The sequence below is a fragment of the Haloferax namakaokahaiae genome (assembly GCF_042663225.1).
Classification (GTDB): domain Archaea; phylum Halobacteriota; class Halobacteria; order Halobacteriales; family Haloferacaceae; genus Haloferax; species Haloferax namakaokahaiae.
This window is the reverse complement of record NZ_JBHTAA010000001.1, coordinates 486,272-508,824: the sequence shown is the minus strand read 5'-3', so window position 1 is coordinate 508,824 and position 22,553 is coordinate 486,272. Positions and strand designations below refer to the sequence as shown.

General features: G+C 61.7%; 21 protein-coding genes. 9 read left to right on the top strand and 12 right to left on the bottom strand.

What is annotated here, in order from left to right; genetic code table 11:
• Positions 1–156: 156 nt before the first annotated feature.
• Entirely contained in the window at positions 157–1,290 is a 1,134-nt protein-coding gene (locus tag ACFQJC_RS02805) for a hypothetical protein (protein WP_390221728.1), read from the top strand.
• Here ACFQJC_RS02805 and ACFQJC_RS02800 read toward each other — a convergent pair.
• From ACFQJC_RS02800 to ACFQJC_RS02790, 3 genes are all read right to left on the bottom strand, one after another.
• Positions 1,270–2,874, bottom strand: coding sequence for a glycosyltransferase family 39 protein (locus ACFQJC_RS02800; RefSeq protein WP_390221727.1), 1,605 nt, complete (start codon positions 2,872–2,874; stop codon positions 1,270–1,272). The genes ACFQJC_RS02805 and ACFQJC_RS02800 overlap by 21 nt on opposite strands.
• Positions 2,871–4,271, bottom strand: a complete 1,401-nt coding sequence (locus tag ACFQJC_RS02795; protein ID WP_390221726.1) for an arylsulfotransferase family protein — start codon at positions 4,269–4,271, stop codon at positions 2,871–2,873. The genes ACFQJC_RS02800 and ACFQJC_RS02795 overlap by 4 nt, the downstream gene beginning before the upstream one ends.
• A 96-nt stretch (positions 4,272–4,367) precedes the next feature.
• A complete protein-coding gene (locus ACFQJC_RS02790) occupies positions 4,368–4,808 on the bottom strand; it encodes a hypothetical protein (protein WP_390221725.1) in 441 nt (146 codons plus the stop codon).
• Between the two features lie 170 nt (positions 4,809–4,978).
• Between ACFQJC_RS02790 and ACFQJC_RS02785 the strand changes: the two genes are divergently transcribed.
• Positions 4,979–5,149: a DUF7838 family putative zinc beta-ribbon protein gene (locus ACFQJC_RS02785; RefSeq protein ID WP_390221724.1), complete on the top strand. Its 171-nt coding sequence runs from the start codon at positions 4,979–4,981 to the stop codon at positions 5,147–5,149.
• Positions 5,150–5,168: 19 nt separating this feature from the next.
• Here the strand turns inward: ACFQJC_RS02785 and gcvPB are convergent, their stop codons facing one another.
• From gcvPB to ACFQJC_RS02760, 5 genes are all read right to left on the bottom strand, one after another.
• The gene (gene gcvPB, locus ACFQJC_RS02780; RefSeq protein ID WP_390221723.1) at positions 5,169–6,590 is read right to left on the bottom strand and encodes an aminomethyl-transferring glycine dehydrogenase subunit GcvPB; all 1,422 of its coding nucleotides are present in this window, start codon (positions 6,588–6,590) and stop codon (positions 5,169–5,171) included.
• Between the two features lies 1 nt (position 6,591).
• On the bottom strand, positions 6,592–7,935 hold the full coding sequence (gene gcvPA, locus ACFQJC_RS02775; protein ID WP_390221722.1) for an aminomethyl-transferring glycine dehydrogenase subunit GcvPA: 1,344 nt from the start codon (positions 7,933–7,935) through the stop codon (positions 6,592–6,594).
• A 1-nt stretch (position 7,936) separates the two neighbouring features.
• Complete coding sequence (gene gcvH / locus ACFQJC_RS02770; protein ID WP_390221721.1) at positions 7,937–8,317, bottom strand: glycine cleavage system protein GcvH; 381 nt, start codon at positions 8,315–8,317, stop codon at positions 7,937–7,939.
• Positions 8,317–9,408: a glycine cleavage system aminomethyltransferase GcvT gene (gene gcvT / locus ACFQJC_RS02765; RefSeq protein ID WP_390221720.1), complete on the bottom strand. Its 1,092-nt coding sequence runs from the start codon at positions 9,406–9,408 to the stop codon at positions 8,317–8,319. Before gcvT ends, gcvH begins: the two co-directional genes overlap by 1 nt.
• Positions 9,409–9,786: 378 nt before the next feature.
• A complete protein-coding gene (locus ACFQJC_RS02760) occupies positions 9,787–10,587 on the bottom strand; it encodes a TrmB family transcriptional regulator (RefSeq protein WP_390221719.1) in 801 nt (266 codons plus the stop codon).
• A 378-nt stretch (positions 10,588–10,965) separates the two neighbouring features.
• On the opposite strand from ACFQJC_RS02760, the gene ACFQJC_RS02755 reads away from it, so the two are divergent.
• Both ACFQJC_RS02755 and ACFQJC_RS02750 read left to right on the top strand, forming a co-directional pair.
• Positions 10,966–11,784: a TrmB family transcriptional regulator gene (locus ACFQJC_RS02755; RefSeq protein WP_390221718.1), complete on the top strand. Its 819-nt coding sequence runs from the start codon at positions 10,966–10,968 to the stop codon at positions 11,782–11,784.
• Between the two features lie 383 nt (positions 11,785–12,167).
• A complete protein-coding gene (locus tag ACFQJC_RS02750; protein WP_390221717.1) occupies positions 12,168–13,244 on the top strand; it encodes a sensor histidine kinase in 1,077 nt (358 codons plus the stop codon).
• Here the strand turns inward: ACFQJC_RS02750 and ACFQJC_RS02745 are convergent.
• Complete coding sequence (locus ACFQJC_RS02745) at positions 13,241–13,525, bottom strand: hypothetical protein (RefSeq protein WP_390221716.1); 285 nt, start codon at positions 13,523–13,525, stop codon at positions 13,241–13,243. The two genes, ACFQJC_RS02750 and ACFQJC_RS02745, sit on opposite strands and share 4 nt — an antisense overlap.
• A 431-nt stretch (positions 13,526–13,956) precedes the next feature.
• Here ACFQJC_RS02745 and tuf point away from each other — a divergent pair, with 431 nt between their 5' ends.
• Positions 13,957–15,219, top strand: coding sequence for a translation elongation factor EF-1 subunit alpha (gene tuf, locus ACFQJC_RS02740; protein WP_390221715.1), 1,263 nt, complete (start codon positions 13,957–13,959; stop codon positions 15,217–15,219).
• An 18-nt stretch (positions 15,220–15,237) separates the two neighbouring features.
• Here the strand turns inward: tuf and ACFQJC_RS02735 are convergent, their stop codons facing one another.
• Together ACFQJC_RS02735 and ACFQJC_RS02730 are read right to left on the bottom strand one after the other, a co-directional pair.
• The gene (locus tag ACFQJC_RS02735; RefSeq protein ID WP_465261316.1) at positions 15,238–15,516 is read right to left on the bottom strand and encodes a DUF7999 family protein; all 279 of its coding nucleotides are present in this window, start codon (positions 15,514–15,516) and stop codon (positions 15,238–15,240) included.
• A 123-nt stretch (positions 15,517–15,639) separates the two neighbouring features.
• A complete protein-coding gene (locus ACFQJC_RS02730) occupies positions 15,640–16,932 on the bottom strand; it encodes a RimK family alpha-L-glutamate ligase (protein WP_390221713.1) in 1,293 nt (430 codons plus the stop codon).
• Between the two features lie 350 nt (positions 16,933–17,282).
• Between ACFQJC_RS02730 and ACFQJC_RS02725 the strand changes: the two genes are divergently transcribed.
• Positions 17,283–17,750 (top strand): NYN domain-containing protein, encoded by a 468-nt coding sequence (locus ACFQJC_RS02725; RefSeq protein ID WP_390221712.1) that lies wholly within the window; start codon positions 17,283–17,285, stop codon positions 17,748–17,750.
• 31 nt (positions 17,751–17,781) lie between these two features.
• Here the strand turns inward: ACFQJC_RS02725 and ACFQJC_RS02720 are convergent, their stop codons facing one another.
• Positions 17,782–18,231, bottom strand: a complete 450-nt coding sequence (locus ACFQJC_RS02720; protein WP_390221711.1) for a hypothetical protein — start codon at positions 18,229–18,231, stop codon at positions 17,782–17,784.
• 100 nt (positions 18,232–18,331) lie between these two features.
• On the opposite strand from ACFQJC_RS02720, the gene ACFQJC_RS02715 reads away from it, so the two are divergent.
• From ACFQJC_RS02715 to ACFQJC_RS02705, 3 genes are all read left to right on the top strand, one after another.
• Positions 18,332–19,180, top strand: a complete 849-nt coding sequence (locus tag ACFQJC_RS02715) for a TatD family hydrolase (protein WP_390221710.1) — start codon at positions 18,332–18,334, stop codon at positions 19,178–19,180.
• A gap of 128 nt (positions 19,181–19,308) precedes the next feature.
• Positions 19,309–19,896 carry a DUF2150 family protein gene (locus ACFQJC_RS02710; RefSeq protein WP_390221709.1) on the top strand — a complete coding sequence of 196 codons (588 nt, stop codon included), beginning with the start codon at positions 19,309–19,311 and terminating at the stop codon, positions 19,894–19,896.
• A 90-nt stretch (positions 19,897–19,986) separates the two neighbouring features.
• Positions 19,987–22,530: an Ig-like domain-containing protein gene (locus ACFQJC_RS02705; protein ID WP_390221708.1), complete on the top strand. Its 2,544-nt coding sequence runs from the start codon at positions 19,987–19,989 to the stop codon at positions 22,528–22,530.
• Positions 22,531–22,553: the final 23 nt, after the last annotated feature.

The following is a 22,553-nucleotide window of genomic DNA, read 5'->3' as shown; positions in this document are numbered from 1 at the left end:
ACGCCCAGAATATTGTTGAAATTCTACTGATACTCGGTAGAATAGAACAATCACGCACTCTCGTCTTTCGCAGACGCAAGGTTCATCCCTGAATTTCTGGTAAATGAAACAAACTGAAGCTAGAGATATATATACGGTCCTGACCACCCCCGACCTGTGCGATACCGATTGGCAGTGGTCCTGGCCGTCCTCCTCGGGGTAAGCCTACTGACGAGTGCGGCGCTCACTCCGAACACCACTGCCCACGATGGTCCCCCAACAGACGACCGCCTCGTGCAACCGACCGAAGGGACCTACGTCTGGCCCTACACCAGCAAGAGCCAATCCATCGATAAACGGACGCTCGCACTCACCGTCATCGTCCACGGTGACACCGAGCGAACGAAGCGATTGCTGACCGACCCCTCGTCGCTCAACTGGAGTACGGCCGAAGGCGACGACCCCGTGTTCGATACCTCGCCGTGGCACCCCGCTCGTGGGGCGACGCGATACACGTACCTGATGTCAGAGCGCGACGACCGCGGGAAGTGGGTCCACTCGGAGTACCAACTCCAAGACGGAACGTATCTCGGCACCCGGACGCATCTCCGCGCGTATCCATCGCCATCCGGGAACTGGACGGCGTTCCAACCCCACGTGGAGTATTGGGATTGGTACCGCCTCCGGCACACGGTGACGGGGGTCGCACCCGCGGCGCGACAGCTCGAAAACGACCTTCGGCGGCAACCGGTCGTGAGCGACGTTGACCGCGTCTACCACGGTCACCGCGGCGGCGGCAGCGACGGGTGGACGACCGTCGTCGGTCTCGCCCCCGCCGCGCTCGTCATCGCCGCAGCGGCTCCGGTCGTGAGCCGAACGCAGTGGGAGACCGAGCAGACGGACTTCGTCGCGTTCCCGCTGACGCTCGTCGCGCTCGTCTTGGGCGTCAGGGTCGCGGGAGTCGCCGCCGAAGGGCTGTTCCCCGGCGTCACGCCCAAACTCTTCGCGGGATTGCTCTATCCCGTACTCGTCGTCGGGCCGCTACTCCTCGCTCGACATTTCGCCCGCGACATGCCCGCGAACCTCGCACCGCTGCTCGCAATCGTCGGTCTCGGTGCGGCGTTCGTCCTCGACATGAACGCCCTCGGCGTCTCGAAGGTCTCGGTCGATCTCGTGATTCACCGGGCCGCACTCGCCAGCTCGCTCGGAGCGTTCGCCTACGGCGTCGCGCTCGACGACCGCAGGCAGAAGAACGCGGCACTCGTCGCGTGGGTGATGACCCTCGCAGCCTCACTGTTCGGATTCGTCTGATTCGAACACGGGCTTCGACCGGTAGATGATGACATCTCTATTCTCGTAGGCGCGCTGCCACTTCGGCGACCGGTCGAACGACCGTTCGAGCGACCCGAAGGTGACCATTCCGTGGCCGCGAATCGTGTACCTCCCGCGTGGAACGTAGACGTAGTCGGGTGACCCGCCGACGCTGGCGGCGACCTGCTCGACGCACGTCGCCGTCTGACACTCGGAACTCGTCTCGTAGGCGGTGATCTGGCGTTCGAACGGTCCGTCGCCCTCCCATTCGACACCCCACGGACCGATGAGGATGGTTCGGTCAGTCATCATGGGGAACCACTCGGCGGCGTCGCCGACCACGACGAACGTCGCGTCCGGCGGCGTCTCGGCGGCCGCCCACTCCATGGCTTCGACGCTGGAATCGTCGATGAACGCGGGCGCCAACGGGTCGGACTGGCTTGCGAACTCCGAGGAGACGTAGACGCCGCCGACGGCGATACCGACGACGAGAAACACCGTTCCGATGGCTCTGCGGTCGAACCGGCCGAGGCTGAACGCCTGCAGGCGACCGAACAGGCGCGCCCGTATCGTCAGGTCGTAGAGTGCAGTTGCGAGGGCGATACCGCCCACTGCGTAGGCGAACCGCGATTGCTGAAACAGCACTGCCACGACGACGAGCCAGCTCACGAGCAGGTACTCACGCCGGACCACGAGGTAGCCAATCGCCGCGAGGAGCAACACGTGATAGGGCGACAGAAACGCGACGGCCGCTTCGAGCCCGCCACCAATCCCACCGTGGGTGCCCGCTGCGGCGGTGAACACGTCGAGACCGTGCGTCGATAGTACCCACCACAACCACGGGGCGGCGATACTCAGCCCACCAATGCCGACGAGCGCGCCCCGACCGAACCCGATTAGACTCCGGTCGAGGACGACCCAGAACAGGAGATACGTTGCGACGACGAACAGCGTGTAGGTCGGGTGAGTCAGGACGGTGAGTCCGAAGGCGGCCGCACCGAGCACCATCGCTCGACGGTTGCCGGACGTGAAGACGTGATACCCCGCGTAGATGGCCACCATCGCGTACAGGAAGGCGAACGCCCGGACGACGCCCCCGGCCGAGATGTGCCACTGCAACACCTGCGGGTTGAGCACCACCAGCGCGGTGGCAATCGCCGCCGTCGGCCGCGACTCCGTGATGTCGCGGGTGAGGAGGTACACCGGAATCTGCGTCGCAATGACCGCAATCGCGGGGAGCACTCGGGCGACGGCAATGGGGTCGAACCCGAGGTCGAACAGCACCGCGAGGATGTAGAACTGGAGCGGCGGATACGCGAACGGGACGCCATCGACGGTGTAGCCCGGAATTCGCGCCGGCAAGAGGTAGCCGTTCGCCTGTAGTTCGAGGGCGATTTTCGCGTACAACCCGGCACCGTAACCCGGATACGGCATCACGAAGAGATAGACGCCCGCCGCGACGAGTCCGGGAAGCATCGCTAAGAACAGCCAGTACCGGTCAGACGGCGTGAGCGGTGCGGCGTGGGCGACCGACCGAATCGTGGCCGTCGCCGACGACTCGGCCGACGTGTCTCGAACGGTCACGATTGTCTCCTCCGCAGCGAAATCGGGATTCGAAGGCCGATGGAGTAGCCCGCCCACCGGTATTCGAGCGCCATCCACGTGACTACCGTCCCGATGAGGATCAGCACCGCCAGCACCTCTATCGTGCCGACCCACCGGGGGAACACGTACGAGATGGCGTTGACGATGTCCGGGGGGAGCGTCTCGGTGACCTGCGTCTGAACCGACGTATCGAGGTCGTCGAGCGTCTGCGAAGGCAGACCGAGTGCAACCGCACTCTGGCCGCCCGCGCTCTCGTCGCCGGTTCCGAGTCGCTCGGCCTCGTAGGGGAATCCTATCGTCGCCGACCAGACGACGGTGCCGTTCGGGTCCACTTCGAGGACGCGGTCACCGTTCGAGTCGGTGATGAGCGTGTTTCCGTTCGGCAGGCGGTCGGCGTCGCGGGGCCACCGCATCCGCTCGTCGGTCCACGTCCACGACTGGACCCACGACCCATCCTCGCGCTGGTATTCGATGACGCGCCCGTTCTCCGAGTCGGCGACGAGCACCGCCGGGCCACCTCGTTCTTCGGGGATGAAGTCGGGGTTGTGCTGTTCGTAGATGGTGTCGTAGTCGTCCTCGCTGCCGAGGGTCCACTCTTCCATCAGGCCCTCTTCCATGTCGATGAAGACGACCTGGTCCTGATTGCGGAGGCTCACCATCACGACGGGTCTGCCGTCGATTTCGACGTACTCCACGTCGTTGAGGTGGGTCCAGTCCGAGGGGAACGGCCCGCCGGTCTCGTCCACGTCGTAGTCGGTCTGGGCGTCCCACTCCCACTCGATAATCTCGTTCGTGGTGTTGACGACGAACACCCGGTCTTGGTAGATGTCGGCGACGAGGAGGTGTTCGTCGTCGATGCGGTCCACGTCGTGCCAGCGCGTCGAGTGCTTGCCGGGGGTGATGCGACTGTAAATCTGGGTTCGCTCCCCGGTCATCAGGTCTACTCGTTCGATTCCGTTTCGGGTGCAGTCGGTCTCGCCGCCGCACTGACTGGCGTCGAGGTGGTCGGCGTAGACGAACTCGACGGTCGAAGTCGTCCCCTCCACGGGGTCTACGTCCCAGTAGCGCGTGTGGTCGTTCTGGTAGTAGAAGATTCGCCCGTCGGGGGCGAATGCGACGAGTTCTGCCAGCGCACGAGCGCCGTCGCTCTCGTCGCCGATGTAGGCGTTAGAGTCGGTGGCGATGACGGTGATTCCGTCCCGTTCATCGACGACGGGGCTTCGATTACCCGTTCGGAAGGCTTGCTCGACACTCGGGTCACCGGTCACCTGTTGGCTCGAGCGCTCTGCCTCGACGTATCCCACGGCGAGTGTGGTAGCCGAGAGGAGGATGAGCGCCGCGAGGAACACTCGGACCGTCCAGCGGGGAACGACCATTTACTGTTCTTCATTCATCACTTGAGCTATTAACTCTGAAGGAACGTTTTAATAACAGAGAAAGTCAGTCATTTTGGGGAGTGTGGAACGGGTGTTTTACTCGCACTCTCTGGGATTGGTCGTCTTCCAAATCGATACCTCGCCGGGGTTTCGCCTATCGACGTCGCCGATGTGAATCGAGAAGCCGAGACAATCGGTTTCGTACTCGGTGAGGTCGAACCGCTCCCACTCGGGTTTCGGTTGGTCGTCGCGGCGGACGACGAGTTCGTCTATCGATTCCGTGGGGTATCCGTCGAATCTAGCGCCACCGAGAGTGTGGTCTGTTGCTGGCTCGACTGGTTCGGAGGCCCAGTACACGACGTCGCCCGCACGGAAGAGAAGCACGTGAACCGTGTACGACGTCGAATCGAAGTTCACGACGTCGAGTTCGCCGAGGGTTGGATGCGGTGGTTCCGCTGCACTGGAACACCCAGCAACGCCACCCATCAGTGCCACACTCCCGAGGTGGAGAAGCCGCCGACGTGTCAGCGAATCCATTAATTGTGGCTCTCTGAGTCGGTGTAAATCTCTTCTGGGGCCTGAATCGGGTGTCACGCGGGGATTGAGCGAAATTGCACGATTCTATATCGCGTTATCTGGTTTATCACCCCACCAAACCCCGCCTACGAACCAATATCTTCAACACTGACGACCACGGACGCAGCATCATGAGCGACCTCGAAATCGAGCGCGAGTGCCCCCAGTGCGGGAACGACACGTTCTACCTCGCCGCCAGCATGATGGTTCATCTCGGCAAGAAGACCAAGTGGCACTGCACGGAGTGCGACTACGGCTACATCCACATCACGGACGACGTGGAAACCTACGCCGAAGCCTGAGAAAAGAAAATTCTTCGTTCTATTCGTCGTCGCCGAGCGCCTGCCACGAGAGTCGCGGGTTGCGCGCGGCGGACACCTGGTCGATGCGGCGAGCGCTCGTCTTCGACGGCGCTGACTCGATTTCCTCGTCGGAGTCGGCGTACGCCTCGTTGAAGGCGCGCGCGAGGTCGTCGAGCGACGCTTTGTCTTCGACTTCCGTCGGTTCGGTGAGCATCGCCTCCGAGACCATCTCGGGCCACTTCGTCGTCGGCGGGTGGACGCCGTAGTCGAGCATGCGCTTTGCCACGTCGGCGGCGTCGCGGTCGCCCGCGGTCGCCGCGAACTCGTGGTGGAACGGTCCGTACGGGACCTCCAAATCCACCTGCGAGGCCAGATAGTTGGCGTTCAACACGGCCTTCGCGCTGGCGTCTGCGAGCCCTTCGTCGCCGAGACGCGCGATGTAGGCGTAGGCCTTGACCAAAACGAGCCAGTTGCCGGCGAAGCCGTGGACCTTGCCAATCGAGGACTCGGGGTCGTAGAGTTCGTAGCCCGCGTCGGTCTCGCGGACCATCGGACTCGGGAGGAACTCCGCGAGTTCATCGACCACGCCGACCGGGCCGGCACCGGGACCACCGCCGCCGTGCGGGGTGGCGAACGTCTTGTGGACGTTGTAGTGCATGATGTCGAAGCCCATGTCGCCGGGGCGAGCGCGGCCTAAGAGCGCATTCAGGTTCGCGCCGTCGTAGTAGAGCAACCCGCCGGCATCGTGGACCATCTCGGCGATTTCGACGATGTCGCGCTCGAACAACCCGATGGTGTTCGGGTTGGTGAGCATGAGCGCCGCCGTCTCCTCGGAGATGGCGGCTTCGAGCGCCTCCATATCGACGCGGCCGTCCTCGTCCGAGGGGAGTTCGACCACGTCGTACCCCGCCATCGCGGCGGAGGCGAAGTTCGTCCCGTGGGCGGAGGCCGGGATGATAATCTCCGAGCGGTCGTCGCCCCGCGATTCGTGGTACGCTTTGGCGACGAGGATGCCCGTGAACTCACCCGCCGCGCCCGCTGGCGGTTGGAGCGTCACCGCGTCCATGCCGCCGATGTCGGCGAGGTAGTTTTGCAGGCCGTGAAGTAGGCCGAGACTACCCTGAATCGACCGCCCGGAGCGGTCGGGGTGGACGGCGGCGTTCGGGTCGGCCGCGACGTCCTCCGTAAACGAGGGGTTGTACTTCATCGTACACGACCCCAGCGGGTACGGACCCGTCTCGACGCTGTAGTTCATCTGCGAGAGCCGCGTGTAGTGCCGGGCGAGTTGCGGTTCCGAGAGACCCGGCAGCGTCAGTTCGTCGCGGGTCAGGTCGTCGGGGAGGACGCCCTCGGAATCGACTTCCACGGTGGTGCTGTCCTTCTCCGAGAGGAGCGGTTCGTACACGTCGTCACGGCTGTATCGCGCTTGGTCGAAATCCATCTTATGCCACCTCCTCGAAGGCCGCGACGAGGTCGTCTGCGGCGTGGGCGTTCACGTCCGATACACACACCTGTAGGTGGTGGTCGTCGAGCAAGTGGACCGCGAAGCCGCGGTCTTCTAAGTCCTCGACGATTGCCGGGGCGGGTTGGTCGGTGTGGGCGACGAATTCGCGGAAGTGGTGGCGGTCGTAGACCGGTGCCTGAATACCCGAGATGTCGTCCAATCGCTCCGCGAGGTCGCGGGCGTCGGTGACGGCGTCAGTGGCGAGGTTGACGAGGCGGTCCGGGCCGAGCCACGCGATGTGCATGGCCGTCCGAAGGGCGACCCACGCCTGATTCGTACAGATGTTCGAGGTCGCGCGCTCCTTGCGGATGTGCTGTTCGCGCGTCTGGAGTGTGAGCGTGAACGCTCGCATGTCGGCGGCGTCTTCCGAAACGCCGACGAGACGGCCCGGAACCTGCCGCAGGAACTTCTCGCGGGTGGCGAAGATGCCGAGACCCATCCCGTAGGCCGTTCCGAGACCGAGCGCGCCCGCTTCGCCGACGACGACGTCCGCGCCGACGCTCGCCGGTTCTTCGAGCAGTGCGAGCGCGACCACGTCGCTCCCGAGACAGAACAGCGCCTCGTTGTCGTGGGCGATAGCGCCGATTTCGGAGAGGTTCTCCTCGATGACGCCGCGGACGGTCGGACTCTCGGCGTAGACCATCACCGTCTCGTCGTCCACGAGGTCGGCGAGGGCGTCTACATCGACCGCGCCGTCGTCCATCGGGTACTCGCCGATTTCCATCTCCGCGCCGTCGAGGTAGTTTTCGAGGACGCCGAGTCGGCCGTCGTGAATGTGCTCGGGGACGAGCACGCGATGGCCGCTCGCACCACGTCGAAGACGGTTTGCGAGGAGTGCGGCCTCAGCAAGCCCAGTCGCGGCGTCGTACATCGAACAGTTTGCGACGGGGAGACCCGTGAGTTCGACCAGCATCGACTGGTACTCGAAGAGCACTTGCAGGAAGCCCTGCGTAATCTCGGGTTGGTACTGCGTGTAGGAGGTCAGAAACTCCGAGCGACGCGAGAGGTCCGAGACGAGCGAGGGCACGTAGTGTGCGTGGTGGCCGCGCCCGAGGAACTCCACGAGGTCGTCGTTCTGCGCGAAGAGGTCCGCAATCGATTGCCTGAGTTCCTGTTCGTCGGTCGGTTCGATGCCGAACTCGCCGTCGAACCGAACCTCCTCGGGGATGTCGAACAGCGCTTCGGCGCTCTCGGCACCGATCGCGTCGAGCATCGCCGCTTCGTCGGCGTCTGTGTGGGGTGCGTACGGGCTTCCGACCCGCCGTCCGTTGCCTGCGGTCATCTTACTCCGTCTGCTCGCGGTACTCGTCGGGAGAGAGGAGTCCGTCGAGTTCGTCGGGGTTCGACAGGTCGATTTCGAGCATCCAACCGTCGCCGAACGGGTCCTCGTTGACGAGTTCGGGCGCGTCGAACAGGTCCTCGTTGACCGCACTCACGGTGCCCGAGACGGGCGAGTAGAGGTCCGAGACGGCCTTGATACTCTCGACGACGCCGAACTCCTCGCCGGCGTCGATGTCGTCGCCCTCGGCGGGGAGTTCGACGAAGACGACGTCGCCCAGTTCGTCCTGTGCGAAGTCGGTGATACCGATGCGGACGGTGTCGCCGTCGGTGGTGGTCCATTCGTGCGATTCCAGGTATTTGCGGTCGTCGGGAACTTCGAACATTATTGGTCGATAAAGGGTGGTGTCACTATCTGTGCGCGCTTTTCGCGGCCACGAACGAGGACGCGAACTTTGGTGTCTGCGCTCGCGTACTCGGCGGGGACGTAGCCGAGACCGATGGGTTCCGAGAGCGTCGGACTCATCGTTCCGCTCGTCACCACGCCGATTACGTCGCCGTCGGCGTTCGCAATGTCGTAGCCGTGTCGGGGGATTCCCCGGTCGAGAAGGGTGAAGCCGACGAACTTCTCGGCCACGCCTTCTTCTTTCTGCTGTTCGAGGGCATCGCGGCCCACGAACTCTTTGTCTAACTTGACGACGAAGCCGATTCCGGCCTCGTAGGGCGTTCGAGGCTGCTCTTCGGGGTCGAAGTCCTGTCCGGAGAGCAGGTAGCCCATCTCCAGTCTGAGGGTGTCACGACAGCCGAGTCCGCAAGGGGTCGCATCGAGCGACTCCCAGACGGACTGGGCGTCGTCCCACGGACAGAGGATTTCGAAGCCGTCCTCGCCCGTGTAGCCCGTCCGCGCGACCCAGCACTCGATTCCGGCCACGTCAGCATACGTCGCCTGGAACTTCGAGAGGTCGTCGAGGTCCGCATCGGTCGTCTCCGAGACGGTCGAGAGTGCATCGGGTCCCTGCACGGCGAACATCGCCCACTCCTCGGTGACGTCTTCGACGGTTGCGTCGAGACCCCACTCGTCGCGGAACGAGGTCCACCGGTCGTACATCTCTTCGTCGTGGCCCGCGTTCGGGATGAAGAGATAGACGGGATGGTCTCGGTCGGGAAGTCGGTAGACGACGGTGTCGTCGATGATGATTCCCTCGTCGGTGGTTATCGCAGCGTACTGCGAATCACCGGGTTCGAGAGCCGTCACGTCGTTCGTCGTCAGGCGTTGCATCAATTGGGTGCCGTCCGGGCCGGACACCTCGATTTCGCTCATGTGCGAAACGTCGAAGATGCCGACGCTCTCGCGGACGGCCGCGTGTTCTGCCTTGATGGAGTCGTACTCCACCGGCATGTCCCATCCGCCGAACGCCGTGAACCTCGCGCCCAGCGAGTCGTGGACGGAGTGTAACGGCGGCTTGCGAAGGCCCATACCTGCAGTGTGAACTGCGATAAGTAATGCTTTGGTATCTGTTCTCTGTGAGTATACACGAACGTGAGTTAATCGGCCAGTCTAAATCGAGAAAAAGGCACACATGAGCAACACTATGGCAGAAAATGCGTGACCGTAGCAGTCCCGTCGTCTCGGGGTGCCACCAGTGGATAAATCAGATACTGCGATATGAATAGTGCGGCGGAATCGATTGCGTCTCGAATGACTGCTGGTATCGGAGTTCGAGTCGAGATTCGAGAACAGTGGGGACGTCAACGAACGCTTCGGAACTGTCGGTAACTGTGGACGTGGCTACGATAAAGACGACGCTGAAGTACTCACGAGCCATCTGCGAAAAATAGAGAGACAGTCTCGCTTCTACGTATTCGGGTCGCGCGCCGGAACCAACCCCTGGGCCATCAACCGGCGAGTGATGACGACCAGCCCGTTTTTAAACCCTTCTCCGAATATCGCCTGTTCTTCCCCCGTCTCCGGCACTACCGTACTGACGAGAATCGCCGAGCGGTCAACGAGTAGTAATCGCCCGATGGTGACTTCGTCGATGTCAGTATCGTTTCGGAGCCATTCGAGTTCCGAGACGAACGTTTCGGCGTTCGGGACAGCGTCTTCGACCTGCTGTAGGAGTGATTCGTCTACCGTTCCGACGAGGAGGTCTACTTCGTTACTCCCCTCGTTGAGGTCGTTGACTAACTCATCGGTCAAAACCGGCTCGTCACCGATGATGAGAACAACTTCAGTCGATGCATCGCTGACTAACTTGCTCGTCCGATGTCTAATCGCTTCCGACCCGGTCATCGCCCACACCTCTTGTACCGATTTGTCGTCTTCGAGGCTGACCTTCTCAGCCCGTTCGAGCGCATTCGTCAGCCGGTTGACTCGTGCCTCGTACTGGTCGCGCAGTGTGTCGGTCGCTTCCGGCAGCGATACCGCTCGAAACCGCTGCGGACTCGAATGTTGGACCTCGACGAGTCCCTGTGCTTCGAGAACTCGTACCGCGTCGTAGACGCGGGTTCGTGGAACGTCAGTAATCTCGCTGAGTTGTTTCGCTGTCCCTGACGACAGGCGTGAGAGTCCGACGAAGCACCTTGCTTCGTATTCCTTTAATCCAAGTTGCTGGAGAACGTCTATTGCTTCCTCTAATGCATCTTCCGTGCTCATGTGTCCCAACCTGCTCGCCGGGAAACCCCGGCGTTCCCGAATAGTGACCCTGTGCACGGATAGTTGTTACCACTTAGAAAGGTAGGAGTAGAGTCTAGACTAGCGATTTTGGGCAAACCACGAATTCGAAATGGAGACCATTAGTGCGCTTGTGTCACTCTTGTAGTGAAAAACACGCGCCCACAGCAAATGATGGTGGCTAGAACGCTTCGACTCCGGACACTAGATTTCACCCAGATAATCACAAAAACATTATACGAGTTCCCATCATATCGTAAGGCCGGCACGGCATCTGGATTCGTGTCCCAACCACATCCCGATCCGTGCCGGCTCAATCACGTCCTGTGATTGGGTTTTCTGTAAACAAACTCTCCGGCCATGCGTACTGACTCGAACGACGACACCCGTACCACAGCAATCGAACAACTCGAACAGTTCGGGTTGAGTAACTACGCCGCACGGACGTTCGTCGCACTCACCAGTCTTGGGACGGGAACGGCGAAAGAAGTGAGCCAGGTGTCGAACGTCCCACGGACCCGCGTTTACGATGCGGTCGAAGAGTTGCACGAGCGAGGACTCGTGGATATCCAACAGTCGTCCCCGAAAGAATTTTGGGCGGTTTCGTCCGAGACGGCCGGACGGAAGTTCGAACACGAGCTTCGATACCGGACAGAAGTCCTAATCGACGCCCTCGACGAACTCGAACCGATTGCACGGACGGAAGAGCAACGGGGCGTCTGGACCGTCGATGGACGACAGGCGGTCACCGAACGAACCATCGAGTTGCTCGATTCCGCAACGGACGAAATCATCTACATGACTGTCGAGGACCTCCTCACTGAGAACATTCTGAGTGCGCTGAAACGTGCGGCAGCGCGCGGGGTATCGATCAAATTAGCAGGGATTTCAGCGACAGTACAGGAACAAATTCAAGACGAGATTCCGCAAGCAGAGATGTTCGAATCACTGTGGCTCTGGTCGGATACGCCAGCAGGACGGCTCATGATGGCCGACGAGACGAAGACGCTCGTCAGCGTTCTCAACGGCGGTGACACTGCTCACCCGGCTCGTTCTCGGTCGGAGACTGCGATTTGGGGTGCGGGTGAGGCGAACAGTTTAGTCGTCGTACTGAAGGGGATTTTCACGTGGCGGCTAGAGCGCAGTGAGCAAGAGAACGCAGCAGACGACCGAACCTGAACCGTGTTCGGTCGCAGGGAAGCGACGAGACGGCAGTTACGAATTACCCGACACGACGTCCCACGAATAATCGGAGTACTGCCTGCGTTCGCCGCTCCACGGGGGAGGAACGATGGATGAATATCCCTAGTACGGTGTGTTTCGATTTGACCATCGGCCGAAACACGCCGAGGGGCACACATAGGGGCTGTCAGAGACACATCTTACGGAGACTCCTCCCGATACTACTCTGCCACGTACACGGACCTAAATCACCGTCATTTTACATGTTTCGTTCTTTTTGATTAATTGAGTGACACGGTTTCCAGAGCTGCCGAACTGATTGCCAGAATTGATATCGTGTGTGAATCGTTATCGTATTCGAGACTGTACGGTAAATCAGCATGACATTCAAACGAGCCTTCGTCTGCGGGTCGGTCACCGTGACCGGTCTCGCACTTGCGACAACGCCGCTCGCCCGTCTGACGGTCGCAGGTGAGTCCCCGCTCGGACTCACGCTGGCCGCACTGGGTGCCGCCGTTGCGCTCGTCGTCGCGGGGGCGGGAGTCCTGTTGTACCGAAGCGATATCACGACCGAAAACGCCGCGCGAATCGCCGGGTGGAATCTACTGGGCGTCGTCGTCCTCGGCGCGATTCTGATTCTGGCGTCGCTCTACGTCCCGTACGAGGTTCCGACGTTCCTCGTCGCCGACGTACTCGCAGTCAGCGCCTTCGCGCACGTCCTCATCGGGTTCAACGACGTTCGTCGTATTCGCGCCGAAGAACTCGCTTCGAAGTCCGAAAAATTGGAAGTCCTCAACAGGTTGCTTCGACACAACCTCCGGACGGAAGCCCAGATTATCGGCGGCTACGCGGACGTACTGGTACAGAGCGCCTCCGACGACACGACGAGACAGAGCGCACGAACGGTCCAGTCGCACGCAAACAAACTCGGGCGGATGAACGACAGCGTGAAACAAATCTTCTGGGCGCTCGACTCGTCCGACGAGTCGCTCGAAACGGTAGACGTAACGGAACTTGCGAGTGAGGTGGTCGAACTCGCTCGCGCCGACCACCCCGACGTGGAGTTCTCTATCGACGTCGCTTCCGGAACTGCGGTCAAAGGCGGCGAGAGACTCCGCTCCGCACTCTTGCATCTCGTCGAAAACGCGGCCGAATACAACGACGGCGACTCGCCGACGGTGACCGTGAAGGCCACCGTCCTCGACGACGTGGTCGAACTCTCCGTCTCCGACAACGGACCGGGAATTCCCGAGATGGAGCGGTCCGTCGTGACCGGCGCGAGCAAGATTACGCAAGTCAATCACGGACAAGGACTCGGCCTGTGGGTCGTCAAGTGGATTACGCAAGCCTACGATGGAACCTTCGACATCGGGTCGTCCGGCGGCGGGACGAACGCGACGCTCAGACTCAAACACGCCCCTGCGGGCGCACAGACCTCACACGTCAGTTCCGATTAATCCCGGACGAGATTCTTCGACACTGCTTCTCGAAGCTCCTTCCCGGTTCGCCCAGCGTGGGCGGCCGTCGCCGAGAGGATGCTCGTCCGATACCGCAGACGCGACCCTGTACTTCCATCGGGGAGTGTTGCGGGCGAGACGGTGCCGACGAGGAGCCCCGAGTTCGTCCGAAATTCGAACCCGTCTTCGACTTTCGACGACCGTATCCCTTCGACGCGCTTGCGAATTCGGTCGCGGACCGCTGTTGGTGTGAGTGCGACGAGCACTGATTCGTAGCGCATTGAGAGTGACCACGCGCCGAACCCAGAAAGGAACACCCCTCGCAAGTGGTGTCCACCCCGGGGATAGCTTTATTAGAGCCGCTCCCGAAATAGTTACTATGATAGTTGTGAAAACTCTCGACCACGACACCGAAGCCCGTTCCTCGTCCGTCCGCCGCACGGCGACGTTCGCCCAGATGCAAGCCGCGATGCGGACGCTCTAATTGTCGTTGGCGACCCACTCGACTGTCTCTGAGGCTGTTTCTCGCTAGGCGTCTCTCCGCTCGACTGCCACATCCACGCCATCGAACTGGTATGCAGTTAGATAGTACGTTTTTACTGACATACTCCTTCGCGTGAATTCGAATGTTTCGGGGCCTGTGTCTCGCAAAAAGGGATATACGCCTGCGTGTCATATCCTACCAAACTGGGCGAACATCGCCCTGATACCCATGGCAGACAAACCACATCAAAATCTCGCCATCATCGGACACGTCGACCACGGGAAATCGACACTCGTTGGCCGATTACTGTTCGAGACAGGCAGTGTACCGGAACACATCATCGAACAGCACCGTGAAGAGGCAGCGTCCAAGGGCAAATCGGGCTTCGAGTTCGCGTACGTCATGGACAACCTCGCCGAAGAACGCGAACGCGGGGTGACCATCGACATCGCCCACCAGCGGTTCGACACGGACAAGTACTACTTCACCATCGTGGACACGCCCGGTCACCGCGACTTCGTGAAGAACATGATTACGGGTGCCTCGCAGGCCGACCACGCGATTCTCGTCGTCGCCGCCGACGACGGCGTCGCCCCGCAGACCCGCGAGCACGTCTTCCTCGCCCGCACCCTCGGTATCGAGACGCTCATCATCGCCGTCAACAAGATGGACGTCGTCGATTACAGCGAAGACACCTACAAGCAGGTCAAAGAGGAGGTGCAGCAACTCCTCGGACAGGTCCGTTTCGACAGCGACGACGCGCGCTTCATCCCCATCTCCGCGTTCGAAGGGGACAACATCTCCGAGCACTCCGACAACATGTCGTGGTTCGACGGCCCGACGGTTCTGGAAGCGCTCAACAACCTCCCGGAACCGTCGCCGCCGACGGACGCCCCGCTTCGGATTCCGATTCAGGACGTCTACACCATCTCCGGCATCGGGACGGTTCCCGTCGGCCGCGTCGAGACGGGCGTCGTGAAGAAAGGCGACAACGTCGTCTTCATGCCCTCCGATGCCGGCGGCGAAGTGAAGACCATCGAGATGCACCACGAGGAAGTCGGCGAGGCCGGCCCCGGCGACAACATCGGGTTCAACGTCCGCGGCGTCGGCAAGGACGATATCCGCCGCGGCGACGTGTGCGGCCCGGCGGACGACCCGCCATCCGTCGCCAAGACGTTCAAGGCGCAAATCGTCGTCATGCAACACCCTTCGGTCATCACCGCCGGCTACACGCCGGTCATCCACGCCCACACCTCACAGGTCGCGTGTACGTTCGAATCTATCGACCAGAAGCTCGACCCCTCGTCGGGCGAGGTCGCAGAGGAGAACCCCGACTTCATCAAAGCCGGTGACGCCGCTGTCGTCACACTGCGCCCGCAGAAACCGCTCAGCATCGAGCCGTCCTCGGAAATCGCCGAGTTGGGTAGTTTCGCAATCCGCGATATGGGCCAGACTATCGCGGCCGGCAAGGTCCTGGAAGTCTACGAATAAGACTTCGAAAATCGATTTTTACCGAATCTGCTGCAGAGCGCCGCTGTCCGCCCCCGGATAAAGTCCGGTCACGTGCCACACGTTCGCCCGAACGCCCGCACGCTCCATCTCCACGCGGACGCGGTCTGCGGTCCGACACTGTTCTAACGCCGAGCGAAGCGTCGGGTCTTCGTACGACGTGACGTGGTACGTCGAACCGTTTTCGCCCCGGAGTGTCGCCGCTCCGTGGTCGTTCACCTCACTTACCACCGTGTACGTTTTGGGTTCTGCAGTTGCTGTTTGGTGGGACACATCCATTTGTGGGCGTCAAACAATGATAAAGCCAAGGTTGAGGTGCAATATTGCGAACAATTTAAAGAATAGTCGCCGATTAATGAGATAAAGGATGCATAGTTGGTTAATTTTATTGAATATTCTGCTCTAGACAGGTGCCGCGTCCGGGAGCTGTCGGTGGACGTCCACGTAGTAGTGTCGGAGCACGTCACGGCCGATTCGGAGCGGTGCGTCCGCTTCGATATCGTCGTCGAGTGTCGCCGTGACAGATTGCCGAAGTCCACCGAGTTCGACGACGATTGCGACCCGCGGCGCGACGTCTTCGCCGGCGACGAGCGCCGGTGGTTCGGCCCCGATTTCGACCGCTACCTCGGGGGCGATGCTCGTGGTCTTGCTTCCAGTATCGACGTGTGCGATAACGGTCTTGGAGTCGCTCGCACCGGTGACGACCACGTGCTCGGTGTAGCCGATGACCGGTGTCGCTTCGTCTTTGACTTTCGACGGTGCGTCTTCGGGTGGACGCCCGTCGAGGACGTACTGAAGCCGTTCGACCAGTTCCTCGTCCACGGTGCCGCCGCCGCGCTCGATAGCTAACTTGGCGATGAACACCGCGGGCGAGCGCCCGGTCGCACGGTACAGACCGCGGAATCCGGCGGTCGGGTTGACTTCGAGGACGACCCAACCGTCGGGTCCTTCGATGAGGTCGATACCGGCGTAATCGAGACCGAGCACCCGCGTCGCACCCAGTGCAGCGTCCGCGGCTGCCGGTGTGAGGTCTTCGGTCGCGTCTTCGACGTCGCCACCGAGTGCGACGTTGGTTCGCCAGTCTCCCTCGGGCGCGTATCGATACATCGCGCCGACGATTTCGTCGCCGACGACGTAGACTCGCAGGTCGCGGTGTCGCTTTTCGAGTTTGACGTACGACTGGAGGAGCGTCCGCTTGTCGTTCACGACGTTCGAGAGTCGTCGGTCGTCGTCGATGAGCCACGTTCCGCCCCCGTTCGTCCCGACGGCGGTCTTGTAGACGGCGGGGTGGCCGAACTCCGGTCGCGTCTCGTTGAGTTTGTCCTCGCTCGTCGAGAGATACGCACGTGGGATAGGGATTCCTTCGGCGGCGAGACGGGCCGCAGTCGCCTGTTTGTGCACCGCGAACAGGACGTTTCGCGGGTCGTTGCAGACGGGACGAACCGCGGCGTAGCAACTCGCAATCGAGAGGTCTTCGAGCGGCATTCGAGACTTCGAGAGGAGGAGCCGGTTGACGACGACGTCCACGTCGGGTTCGAGCGTCACCCCATCGGGCGAGACGTCCACGCCGATAACGTCCTCGTGAAGCCACACGGCGGTGTGACCCAACTCGCTGATGGCGTTACTGATTGCCTTGGTCTCACGACTGTCGTGAAATCCAAGCACACCCACCGTGACTTGCGTCTCCCCGTGCATGCGTAGGAGTACGACAGCAGACGCTATCAGTTCGTCGTGGTTTCGAAAAAGCCGAGAGTCAGGCGCGCTGAACAGTTTCTCGGCGTTCGTCGCCCGGACTGCTGTGCCTCATGCCACCACTGCGTTCACCTGCTGGATTGCGTAGTGAGTGTCTGCGTGGAGTGCCTCGTCGTTGGAGGGCCAGCGGGCCTGCCATGGGCGTTCTCGGCTTCGGTAGAGGGGTAAATAGTGGTTCGCTTGACTGAAATTCAGATTTCACAGTACATTTTCCGAGACTGTCGGCACCTTCTCAAAAAACGCGCAATCTCCGAACCAGCACAGATTTACCCGGCACTCGGGTGACACACAGTATGGACCTCTTGCGGCGGTTATTCGGTCCCGGGGCCGCCCCCTCGGACCGCGTCGCCCTCTTCGTGGACGGACCGAACGTCCTCCGCGACGAGTTCGACGTGGACCTCGACGACATCCGAGAAGCGGCACGGGCACTCGGCGGGCAGATGAGCGCGACCAGACTCTATCTCGACGAACACGCGACCCCCGGTCTCATTCAGGCGGCCGAAGCGCGCGGGTTCGAAGTCGTCGTCACCAGCGGCGACGTGGACGTGAGACTCGCTATCGACATGACGAGATACGCCATCGAAGGACTCGCGGACGCCATCGTCATCGCCTCGCGGGACACCGATTTCAAGCCCGCACTGGAAGTCGCCAACGAGTACGGAATCAAGACGATAGCGCTCGCGCCGGGGAGTTACGGCCGCTCCGATGCCCTCCAGAACGCCGCCACGCACGCGATGACCCTCGACGACGTGACCGAGTGACCTTCGACGACGTGACGAACGACGAGTGACCTCAGGTGTTCGACCCGCGAATTCGACGGTACCCACCGCGGTAGACCAGAAAGTAGGCACACGGAAGGAGGATGGCGAGTCCGGCTAACTCGTAGAACAGTTGTGAAAACGGGTCCGGCGGGGCGAGGACGGCACTCGTCAAAAACGCAGCCACTCCTGCACTCGCCCACGTGGAGAGGAGTCGGTCGGTCTTCGACGCCGGTCTCTGGCGAGTCTGGTCGGCAGTTCGATACCGCATGTAGAGGTAGTACGGCAACCCAATCGGTGTGAGAGCCGACACAGTGCCCAACAGCAGCGTGTGGTCGAAGCCGCGGGCGCTGGCGTCGCGGGCAACCCACCAACCGAGCGAGATGAGAATCGACGCCTGAAACGCGACCACACTCGCGGTGAGAACCACCACCGCGAACGGACTATTCACGACGACTGTCAACATCGATGCGACTGGCACCATCGGTGGTCGATGCGCTCGCCATCGAATTACGTGTTGGGATAGTGACTTGTCGGGGCGCTCGAACGGTTCGCTTTTTTCCCACCACGACGACCCTGCGCACATGCAGGAGTTCGACACGCCGGTTCTCGACAATCACCTCCACCTCGACCCGGACCACGGCCGCGGACTGGAGGCCGTCAAAGACTTCGCGCGCAGCGGCGGGACGCATCTCCTCGTCGTCAACAAACCGTCGTGGTTGCTGGGCCACGAAGTCGAAACGCGCGAGGACTTCCGGCCGACGTTCGAGACGACCATCGAGGTCGTAAAGGAAGCGTCCGAACTTCTCGACGGCCGCGCGTGGCCGGTGTTGGGTGTCCACCCCGGACTCGTCTCGAAACTCGTCGATGACCGCGGCTACGACCCAGAAGACGCGCGCGACCTGATGTGCACGGGACTCTCCGTCGCGGCCGAATACGTCGAGTCGGGCGACGCGCTCGCGCTCAAATCCGGCCGCCCGCACTACGACGTGACCGACGCCGTGTGGGAGGCGTCGAACGCCGTCCTCCGACACGGTCTCTCGCTCGCGGCCGAACACGACTGTGCGCTCCAACTCCACACCGAATCGACGACGGACCTCTCCGACGTGGCCGAGTGGGCGGCCGAGCGCGGCGTCCCCGAACAACGCGTCGTCAAACACTACGCGCAGGGACACCTCACCGGCGGCACGCCGAGTGTCATGAGCGACAAGGACCGCCTCGAAGACGCCGTCGCGCGCGGCGAGCCGTTCCTCATGGAGACCGACTTCATCGACGACCCTGACCGTCCCGGCGCGGTGATGGGTCCGAAGACGGTCCCGCGACGCGTCGATTGGCTACTGGAAGAAGGCTACGACGATGCGGTGGCGAACGCACACGTCGAGACGCCCGCGCACGTGTACGATATCGACACCGAAGCGACGCTGAACCGGTAATTCGACGCCGAAGCGCCGTTCGACCGGTAATTCGGCGGTTCCTCGCCACACCGCCACACGCCTGTGAATGACATGATTTCAACCAGAGATAGGAAAGGCATTTGAGTCCGGCACGGGACGGTGTAGGTATGACTGAGGCCGAAGAACGGTACTACTCGCCAGAACGGTGGCAAAATTGGTTGACTCGCGTCTCCGAAGAGGACCTCGACCTCGAAAGCGAGGACACCGGCCGCCTGCTGATGAACATCCAGAACGACGCCGCAATCGCCATTGCGAAGATTCTCGCGGCGTACGACGACGGTACCCTCGACGAAGAGGGCGCGCTCGACGAACTCTCGACGGTCCACGACATCGTCATGAGCGAACCGGAGTTCGAAGACGAGGGCGAAGAGGCGGTCATGCTCATCGGCAGCGTCCAGACCAGTCTCTCGTGTGCGTTCTTCGCCGCCGAGGAGTACATCGTCGCCGGTCCGACCGAACTCGAAGACACTGTCGAGGCGTACATCCTCGCGGCCGCGGACGCGGAAGCCGCAGAGGACATGGACGCCGCACTCGGCTACCTCGTGCAGGTCGGTACCGTCGTCATCGACGGCGAGGACCTCGACATCGGAGTCCTCGACGAGATCGAATTCGGCTACGTCACCGAGTGGGTCAACGGTCTCGACAGCCTCAAGAGCGGCCTCTCGGAACCGGAAGTCGTCGAAGAAGACGAGTAAGTTCGGTCTCTTTTCCACTCGCGTTCTTCCCGTTTTCGTGACATCCCGGAGGGGAGACTTTTTAGGTGTCTACTTCGGCTACACGTACGAATGACGTTTCGGGACGACACGCGCGCAGTCACTGTTCAGGTCGGGGCAGTGCTGCTGTTCGGGATGATTATCATCTCGATGTCGATGTACCAAGCGACGGTCGTCCCCAACCAGAACGAGCAGGTCGAGTTCCAACACAACCAGCAGGTCCACGACGAGTTCACCTCGTTGCGGGGTGCCATCGTCGAGAGCGCATCGAAGGCGACCACCTCGCCCAGCGAGATTACACTCGGGACGCGCTATCCGAGTCGGACGTTCTTCGTCAATCCCGGCGTCGCCTCTGGGTCCCTACGGACACAGGAGTTAGGGACACTCTCGGTTTCGAACGTAACGACCAGTGACGACGAAGTGAGCGACTACGTCAGTGGGACAGTTGGCTTCTCGACGAAATCGCTCGTGTACACGCCGGACTACAACCTTCTCCAAGAGACGCCGACGACGGTGTACGAGAACAGCCTCGCATACAATCGCTTCGAGAACGGCTACAACGGCACACTCTCGCCGCAGTCACTCGTCGATGGCCGTCGCATTTCGCTCGTCATCCTCACGGGGAATTACTCCGAGAACGGTGTCGGAGCGGCGAGTGTGGACGCGCAGTCGGTGAGTCCGAGCGTCCGGAGCGTGCCCATCACGAGCAACGACTCGTCGCGGAACGTGACGCTGACTATTCCGACGAACCTCACCGCAGACGAGTGGGAGACGTCTCTCGAAGACGCTGGCGAACTCGATTCGGCAGGAACCGACCCCGACGCCTACGTCTCCGACGTGCGACCCGGCCCGGGGAACACCGTCGTCGTCGAGCTGGAACGCGGGGCGACCTACGACCTTCGAATCGGCGTCGTCGGACTCGGAAGCGGTGTCGATGAGCCGTCTGCACACTACCTGACTCGCGTCGGCTCCGTTCCGAACAGCGCCCGAGACGATGCTACGGTGCCGCTGACGTTCGAAGTCCGCGACCGCTACAACAACCCGGTTTCCGGCGAGACGGTGAACCTCTCTGTCACAGCGGGTTCGGGCGAACTGGTGGCTCAGAACGGAACGAGTGGCACGACTCTGTCCGGAGTAAAGACCGACGGAGACGGCCGAATCACCGTCGAATACGACCCCGACGAGAGTGGTTCGGACTCGGTCACGGTCCGAGCGAGCGCTGACAAGAGTCCGGGAGACGGTGCCTACGACGGGGCCAGTCGCCCCGACGTGACGACGACGTTCGACGTGTACGATGCTCAAAGCGGCGGTGAGGGTTCCTCCTCGTACGATATCGAGTGGGACGAGAGCGCCATCGAGTCACAGCCCGGGATAACGAACTGTGACGGCGACACGTGTACGTACGACTTGGCAGCGGATTCGAACGACAAGTTCGACCTCGAAGCGTTCACGACGCCCAACGAAGCGTTCGTGAACGTCGATTTCTACGCAAACGACTCCGGTGTCGTGACGAACCTGCAACCGTCCGAGGAGAGTGACTCCAACGGCGACGGTGTATTCTCGACCGTCGCAACCGTCGGTTCGACCGGCAGCGTGGTGATACGGGTGAGCAGCACGTCCGCGGCGGATACGCTGAATCTGACCGTGGTCGATACCCCGGGTGGTAACGCACCTCCGACCGCCGATACCGGGGGACCGTACACGACGAGTGCTGGTTCGTCGATAGAGTTGGATGGGACGGGAAGTTCGGACAGCGACGGGACGATTACCGACTACAACTGGACCATCACGAACGACCCGACAGGCGACGCGAGCCTCTCCAATTCCGACTCGGCGACGCCGATGTTCGACGCGCCCGAGACTGTCTCTGAAGACACCTCCATCACCGTCGAATTAACCGTCACTGACGACGGGGGTTCGACGGACACGGAAACGACGACTATCACCGTGACCGACACGCCGCCAAGCCCGTCGATTTCGATGCGGGTTGACGACCTGACGAACGTCCGCTCGAACGACCCGGCGTTCGTCGTCTCGTACGACATCGGTGATACGAACGCTTCGTTCGAACGCGTCGAGGTCGAGATGGCATCGACCGAGAGCAGCGCTTCCGACTCCGGCCAACAAACGACCCAGCGGGGGAGTGTCCGCACAGAACCCGGCTACGGACAGGGACAGTCCTTCGAGGTTACGGTCGATGTGATTTACGACGGTCCGAGCGGGGAGTACGTAGCAGAGTCTCGAACGATGACTGACACGACCGACGCCCAGAACCCGGCGGGCAACGACGACCTGTCGGACGGCAGTAGCGCGTCGGTTAGCTCGCTCAACGTCGAAGACCGGACGAACACGAACACGAACAACGTCAGATACCGGGCCGATTACACCGTCTCGTCCGGTGACTTCAGCCAGGTCGAACTCGCGGCACTCAACCTCAATGGCAACGGGGCAACCGCAACCACGCAAGTGGCCGCTCGAAGTCGGAACAACGAACAGATACTCAGTGGTGACGGCGCAGGAACCGACTATCGCGTCGGAATACTGGTCTACGACGACACGGGCACGGTCGTTGACATCGTGTTCGTCACCGACACCGCCGACGGGACCGACCCGTAATTTCGACAACCGACGTAACTCCC